Source organism: Microcoleus sp. PH2017_05_CCC_O_A (assembly GCF_020738785.1).
In the GTDB taxonomy this organism is placed as follows: Bacteria; Cyanobacteriota; Cyanobacteriia; order Cyanobacteriales; family Microcoleaceae; genus Microcoleus.
Genome location: NZ_JAEQCB010000116.1, coordinates 25,159 through 32,441, shown reverse-complemented (window position 1 = coordinate 32,441; position 7,283 = coordinate 25,159). Strand labels below are relative to the sequence as shown.

Annotated in this window: 6 protein-coding genes and 1 other RNA gene; 2 read left to right on the top strand and 5 right to left on the bottom strand. The window is 47.0% G+C overall.

Features of this window, described 5'->3' with window-relative positions; all coding sequences use genetic code 11:
• Positions 1-256: 256 nt before the first annotated feature.
• The 3 genes from JGK20_RS23895 to JGK20_RS23885 all read right to left on the bottom strand — a co-directional run bounded on the left by JGK20_RS23895 (position 257) and on the right by JGK20_RS23885 (position 1,050).
• The gene (locus JGK20_RS23895) at positions 257-640 is read right to left on the bottom strand and encodes a hypothetical protein (RefSeq protein ID WP_293179263.1); all 384 of its coding nucleotides are present in this window, start codon (positions 638-640) and stop codon (positions 257-259) included.
• 23 nt (positions 641-663) lie between these two features.
• Positions 664-760: signal recognition particle sRNA small type (ffs, locus tag JGK20_RS23890), an RNA gene on the bottom strand.
• A gap of 23 nt (positions 761-783) precedes the next feature.
• Positions 784-1,050 (bottom strand): YciI family protein, encoded by a 267-nt coding sequence (locus JGK20_RS23885; RefSeq protein WP_293179261.1) that lies wholly within the window; start codon positions 1,048-1,050, stop codon positions 784-786.
• 47 nt (positions 1,051-1,097) lie between these two features.
• Between JGK20_RS23885 and JGK20_RS23880 the strand changes: the two genes are divergently transcribed.
• Positions 1,098-1,733 carry a 2'-5' RNA ligase family protein gene (locus tag JGK20_RS23880; RefSeq protein WP_366039395.1) on the top strand — a complete coding sequence of 212 codons (636 nt, stop codon included), beginning with the start codon at positions 1,098-1,100 and terminating at the stop codon, positions 1,731-1,733.
• Between the two features lie 662 nt (positions 1,734-2,395).
• Here JGK20_RS23880 and JGK20_RS23875 read toward each other — a convergent pair.
• The gene (locus tag JGK20_RS23875) at positions 2,396-3,325 is read right to left on the bottom strand and encodes a sterol desaturase family protein (protein WP_293232395.1); all 930 of its coding nucleotides are present in this window, start codon (positions 3,323-3,325) and stop codon (positions 2,396-2,398) included.
• Positions 3,326-3,667: 342 nt separating this feature from the next.
• Positions 3,668-4,354 (bottom strand): ComF family protein, encoded by a 687-nt coding sequence (locus JGK20_RS23870; RefSeq protein WP_293205979.1) that lies wholly within the window; start codon positions 4,352-4,354, stop codon positions 3,668-3,670.
• Between the two features lie 73 nt (positions 4,355-4,427).
• On the opposite strand from JGK20_RS23870, the gene JGK20_RS23865 reads away from it, so the two are divergent.
• Positions 4,428-6,872 carry a putative PEP-binding protein gene (locus JGK20_RS23865; RefSeq protein ID WP_293232393.1) on the top strand — a complete coding sequence of 815 codons (2,445 nt, stop codon included), beginning with the start codon at positions 4,428-4,430 and terminating at the stop codon, positions 6,870-6,872.
• The last annotated feature ends 411 nt before the right edge of the window (positions 6,873-7,283 follow it).

Sequence of the window (7,283 nt, the reverse complement as noted above, 5' to 3'; positions counted from 1 at the left end):
TCGTTTGTTTTACTATTCCATTCTAACAGGCTCAGTAAAATTTACCAAAAAATTAAAGCCGTCCTTAAGGACGGGGTTTTAAACCCAATTTTTTGATAAGTACAGCCTGCCTCCAGCGAAGCTATCGCACCTACTCTCAATTCTATTACCTATTGCGGTATATCCACCCACATCTGACAGAGAAGATATTCAAAAAGGGAACTCAAGATTATTATCCTGAGTTCCCTTCCTGCTTTGCTGCGCGAGCTTTTTTCGCTTAATCGCGCTTGAGCCGCCGCAATTCGTCTTGTAAATTCTGTACCTGTTCGCGGAGCTTGTCTACGCCGCCGGTTTCTTTAGTTTCTTTTGTAGAAACTTCTTCTTCCTCAGAAACAATTTCAATCCGCCGAGGTTCAGCGGGTTTTTTGTCCCCAGCAGCTTCTACAGGTGGTTGCTGCTGCTGAGCTTGTTGCACCATATCATCAACAAAGCGACGAGCTTCTTCTGTTGACATCTCACCGCGCTTCACCAATTCATCTGCCAGCTTTTGGGCTTCAGTGCGTAATTCAGTTAACTTGCTGCCAGCTTTTTCACCAGCGTAGGAAGCTAGCCCGACACCAAGGTAAACTGCTTTTTGTAAAATATCTCCGAAACCAGGCATAGGAACTACACCTCATAAAACTGGGTGAACCGGAGACCACGCCTATTACAAGCATCCCGTGTTGCTGCTACCTTCCGGTCCTGACAAGATTTGGGCGTTGGAATCGCGTGGATCCAGTTCATTTACGAGTATAACACAGTTATTTATTCTTCAACCACACACCAGTGATAAATTTCATAAATAACGCAACCGTTCTTCACCAGCGGGTCTTCAGCGACGATCGCCTTTGCCTCATCCATCGAAGCCGCCTCAAACATCAACATACCGCCGCCCCGCCTCGCCCAGTAGCCAGTTTTCGCTCGGTGTCCTTTAGAAATCAAATCTCGGACATAAGCTCTGTGAGCTGGCACGTGCTGGTCAAACACAGGCTTTTCGACAATTCCTTGCTCAATTTTGACAAACCAAGGCATTTTAAATTTTAGATTTTAGATTTGGGATTTTGGATTGTAGATTGGGAATGGGTGTTTTGGTGCGGGGCATTGAGGAAATACTCGATCGCCCGTACTCGGCCATTCCTTCCTTAATTCGATGCTATCCCATGCACCTGTCAAAACAAAGATTTTTTATAGCTTTAGTGGCGCCAGACGATATTCAAGAGCAGATTACCGAGATTAAACTGTATTTTGCCGATCGCTACAACAGCCGTGGTGCTTTGAATTCGCCACCCCACATCACACTGCAACCTCCCTTTGAACGGCCTGCGGCGGATGTGGCGCAATTAGAGGAAAGTCTCAGGGCCTTTACTGCAAATCGGCTCCCAATTCCCGTTACGCTATCCGGTTTTGCCGCTTTCGCACCCCGCGTCATTTATGCGGATATTGTCAAATCGCCCCAATTGCTGGAGATTCAAACAGATTTGATGAGTTATGTCGCGGCAAATTTAGGAATTGTCGATCGCATTTCTCAGACTCGCCCATTTGTACCGCACATGACTGTAGCGTTTCGCGATTTAACTGAGGAGAATTTTCAAACGGCTTGGCTGGAATTCGCAGCGCGCGAACTCCACTTTCAGTTTACCGCCGCTGCCTTAACCTTACTGCTTCACGACGGCAGCCGCTGGAACATCAGCCAGCAATTTCCGCTTGGCGCCTAAACTCTCTCTTCTTTCTCTTCCTTCGCGGACTTCGCGTCTTCGCGGTTCGTTTCCCCAAAAAAATCTTGCTAGCAAATCATCATCAATCAACACTTCGGACACTTTCAGAGGCGACTCGCGGGGGGCGAGAAACCGGGTTTCTACGAGTTTTTGGATTTAGTGACGAGAAATATTCATAGAAACCCGGTTTCTGAGGTTGCAAGTGCATCCACTACAAACCTATAGCCCAATACGGTTGACTTAAGATGGTCATTGCGAGGAACGAAGCAATCGCAGTATATATTTTTCATAGCGATTTACCCCCAGGGCGGTCTTAAGTAAACGGTATTGACCTATATTTCGAGTTCCCATAGGAGGTACTCATGGCCTGCGTGGCCTGCGTGGCCTCCGTGGGCATAGTGCATATCTCACCATGCTTGAGAACCGCTATATCAAATTCTGCCAATCCCGTTTCAATCGCGCTATCAATTGCGAACGGCAGTACGTATTAGAAGTATATTTGAAGGTGTGGGTTCTCAATCATGAGGTAGTTGATGTATCAGAATTCTTCAAAAACTTCCCGATCGCTAGCGCAATCATCTCTTTGTCTTCGAGAGCCCGAACCGATCAAAGCTTAAGGAAAGCTTTGGATCGGCGATCGCCCTACCAGAACGAGTCGAGGTTCAATTCCCACCATCAATGCCCTTATAGGACGGCTTCAGGAGGCTCTTTTCCAGAGAAGCCACCGGGAACATAATTCCGGGCTTTTTTGTGGGATGGTTTAGCGTATTGAATACCCTGTCCCAAAATCCTTGAATGCCGTAGTTTCCCTTAAACCGAGAGTGGTGGAGATCGTGAAAATCCGAGGAAATGAAAAATATTGACAGAGAACTGTGACCTTCTAGGTTGTAAGCATTCCCGATAATAGTCCAGGCGCACAATTGAGTAATATCGTATCCGAATACAAAAACCGGCAAAACGTCTGCAACGGTGACGATAGCATATTCAAGCAGGCTTTTATGACCGGCAACAAAACTCGATGAATCCAGGAAGTCGTGATGTTTGAGATGTATTTCCTGCAAGAACTTTTTGTGAAAGAGCCAATGGGTAACGTAAAAGCAGAAATCCGCCGCAATTATTCTCATCAAGAACCATTCAAAATTTAATAGCCAGCTATTTCCTCGATGAACTTCGGGAGCTAGGTACAGGATAATCGCTGCTGCTGCTAAACTTTTAATTTCTCCGACCAGGATTCCTCGAACAGTAAATGCAGGGAACGGTTGTTCTTTCACTTTCTTGACTCTGACATTGAATCTTTGCCGCCAAGTCTCGTTGGTTTTAAGAACTTTTTCAATAACAATACCGATGCTGTAGAATGAAACCGACCCAACCAACCAGTACAGTAAAACCTCGGCGGTAAAGTCGAGATGGATTTTGTTCGAGAGCCAATAAATTAACTGCTGGAGCAGGGTACAAGCAATAGCAACTTTGATGAAAAACTCTATTTCAAAAAACAAATTAAATAGTTTTACTATTACTTTATCCTTGAAAAGTACAGTTTTTTCAGGGCAATCATTGAGTGGGTTCGGGGGCTGAGATCCGGGACTAAGCATTGTTTTTTTTCACGTTTAGTTATCTGGGTACAAGGAAATACAGTGGCTATCGGTTTGGCAAGGTAGGTGGTGAAAGCTAAAAAGCTTGACAGTCAAATGATTCAGTGTGCCTCACCTGGTAAGAAATGCAGCAGCGCAACTTTGCTCTTCCGAAGGGAGTAAGCTGTTTTACCCTTGATTAGGGTATAATAAAAGGTTAACTCAGTCAATCACTACAGCATTTCAGCATAAGATTATAGCGGTTCTCAAGCGTGGTGAGGTATGCCCGCAGAGACCGCGGAGGCCATGAGTACCTCCTATGGAAGCTCGAAAGGCTATATTTAAAATTGAAAGTAAAATAGATTAGCGATCGCGCCGAGGGGGACTGGCAAGTGCCACAGTTCCATAAACCGCAATTCCCGACTCTTTCAATGTTTTAATTGCCGACTTGACAGTAGTACCGCTAGTGTAAATATCATCAACCAACAAAACTGGATTGCGCGGGAGACGGCGCCGAAAATCTTTCCCCAAAATTAAAGCATCTTTCATTTCCGCTTGCCGCTGCTGTGCTGTCAGAGCGAATAAAGCCTGAGTATTTTTCACCCGCTCCAAACCGTGCCGCTGCAAAGGCAAACCAGTCAGCTCGCAAAAACTTTCCGCCAAAAGTTCCGCCTGATTGAAACCCCGTTCCTTGACCTTTGATTTGTGCATGGGAATCGGTACAACTGTTAAATTGTCAATAGCTAATTCGGGAAAACTCAGCCAAGATTCTGCCAGCCAGCCACCGAGAGGTTTTGCTAATTGTGGATTTCCTTCATATTTTAAAGCTGCGATCGCCCGTTTGAGAGTCCCGCCGTACTCCCCCCAGACAAAAACACGCTGTTGGGAGGCCCAAAATCGACCCGGATCGGCTAACTGACAGCGCTGAAGTTGCTTGTGGCAGTACCCGCAAAACTCCTCGGCGGCCGATCGCTGACAAAGAGGACAGTTAGACTTAAGAAATAGATTGAGAAAAGATTTGACTAATCCCGTCCAATTTCGCTCGTTCATCGTAAAATTGTGGTATGTGATTAATGGGAAAAACTATCAAAATTAAATCAGTTTCCAAGGACAGGCTCCCAGCGTGACAAATCTCTACTGGCTAGACAAAATTCAACCTTCAGACCGAGATGCAGTGGGAGAAAAAGCATTTTACTTAAGCTGTTTACTCGCCCAAAATCATCCCGCTGTACCGGGTTTTGTCGTGCCGACTACAACATTTTCGCAGTTTTTAGAGTCGATCGACTGGCTAGAACCGCTGTTGGCTGACTGGCCCCACTCTTCGCTACACTTGAATGTCGATGAACCCAGACAACTGCAATCGATCGCTCGCAGCATCCGCCACCAAATCCTCACCGCCAAACTGCCAGATGCACTACTCTCCACCCTAGAGTCTGCTGTTTGTCAGCTCAACTCCCAAGCCTTAATTTTTCGCCCTTCCCTGACTTCCTGGAACCCGAAAACAACCGGAATCCTGGAATCTCACGCAGTAAGTGCCGAACCAGAAGCCATTGAAGCCGGACTCAAACGCGCTTGGGCAGAATTGTTCAGAGCCAGAAGTCTATTTTACTGGCAGCGGTGCGGCATGAAGATACAGCAAATAAATCCCGTAGTTTTGGTGCAGCCAATCTTCCCAACTATCGCCGCGGGCGAGGTAAAAACTAACTGCGGTGCAGCCTGGGAAATCCAAGCCACCAGCGGTTTGGGACTGTCCCTCGCTCGGGGAGAAACCATCCCCGATTACTATCAAGTGCAGCCCGAAACAGGGGCGGTTAACTTCCAGCGGCTCGGTTACAAAACATTAGCATACAATCTCAAAACCGGGGAGGGGAAGCCGAAAAAAAAACCGCTGCTCGGGAATTGGGAAAGCCGAAAAATCACCAATTCTACATTGTTAATTCCCGATTTTGCTGGCAGTTGCGTAGAACTTTTGACGCTGGGAGAGAAATGGCAAAGTGAATACGTTTTAGAGGAATCGCAATTGCAAAAACTCATTGAATTGAGCCAAAAAGTAATCGCCGAATTTGACTGTAATGTAATCTTGGAGTGGACGCTAAACCATACAGCAAACAGTAGCGATCCGCAGTTTTATTTTACTCAAATGCGTCTTTTTAAACGGGAACAAGTGGCGCCCTCCCGGGAAAAAGCGATCGCCCAAACGCGAACTCCTGCTATCCTCAAGGGTTTGGGCGCCGCCTCAGGAAAAGCCGAAGCAATTGCCCAAGTTATGACTAATTCCCACCCAGAAAACGCGGACTTCTTAGCCGGAGGAATTTTGGTAGCCCGCACAATCGATCCGAATTGGCTGCCTTGGTTGAAAGTTGCTGCTGGGATAGTTGCCGAACAAGGAGGGATGACAGGCCACGGCGCCATTTTAGCGAGAGAATTGGGAATTCCTGCGGTTGTGGGAGTTGTCGGGGCGACTCGCGCGATCGCCTCGGGGGATTCGGTATTGGTAGATGGCGATAGCGGAGAAGTTTTTGCCCTCGCTCCACATCCGGCGATCGACACAGCAGACAGCAACCCGCTTCAGGAAACGCCAAACAATGCGGATACATACAGTACAGCAGCAAAAATGTCAATAGCCAACCACCAATTTTCAATATCAGAGCGATCGTCCAATCCCGCATCCTTACCTCGACGGGCAGAATCTCCCGAATCAGTTTGGGGCGCGCCAACGGCAACTCAACTGCTGGTTAATGTCAGCCAAACAAGTTCGATCGATCGCCTCAGAAATCTGCCCATCGACGGCATCGGATTATTGCGATCGGAATTGATGGCATTGGAAGCTTTGGACTGTCAAAACCCCAAAATTTGGCTGCAAGATGGTCGCCAATCGGAATTTGTCGATCGCATGGCAGATTGTCTCAGTTTATTTGCCGCAGCGGTAGCACCGCGACCAATATTTTATCGCTCTCTCGACTTGCGCGACTCAGGATCTCATGGCAGTTTCAGCGATACCTTTGAACCGGAGTTATTTGATTGGGAGTTGTCCGTACTTCAAAAAGTCTGCGAGTCTGGTCATACAAATGTCAATTTAATTTTGCCTTTCATGCGCTCCGTAGACGAATTTGTCTACTGCCGCCAGCGCTTAGAAACTATTTGGAAAAATCGACCCGACCAGTTTCAAATATGGATTATGGCGGAAGTTCCTTCGGTATTATTTTTATTGCCAGATTACGTAAAAGCAGGAGTTCAAGGAATTTCCATCGGCACCAACGATTTAACTCAGTTTCTGTTAGGCATTCACCGCAACTCCCAACAGGTAGCAGGTGGTTTCAACGGACGCGATCGAGCAGTAATGAGGGCGATCGAGCAATTAATCCGACAAGCCAGGGCTGCGGGGATTCCTTGTTCTATCTGCGGCGATGCTCCAGCTTTGTATCCCGAGATAGTTGAATCCTTGGTGCGGTGGGGGATTTCGTCTATTTCGGTGAATGTCGATACTGTAGAACAGACTTACAGGGCGATCGCCCGCGCCGAACAGCGCCTGTTGCTAGATGCCGCGCGCGCGATCGTTAAAAATTAACCAGCATCCCGCCAGCCCAGCACAAAAATTATTATTGCGATGCAAACAGCAACAATATTTAACCATGATTACAAAAACCCGGTTTCTGCATAGATATATTGCCTTCCATCCTTGAGTGGTTCAGTGATACCGCATTTGGAAACCTAAATCCTCAATTAAAAACATCAGATTTTCAAGCTAGCATAGAAATATCACCGACACTTTAACCGGAGGTAGAAACAGTCAGTAACCCAGCCCTAAAGGGACTGAGCTTGCAAGAGCGATCGAGTAAGCTATGCTGACCAGCCTAAGTCTTAACTGACTACGTTATTTGAGTCACGACACCCTGTGGATACGAAGCTAGTCCCCTGCTCTGTCGCTGAAGGTTAAACAGTCTTAGGGTCACTGAGGCAGTGCTTTCAGCCTAACAAG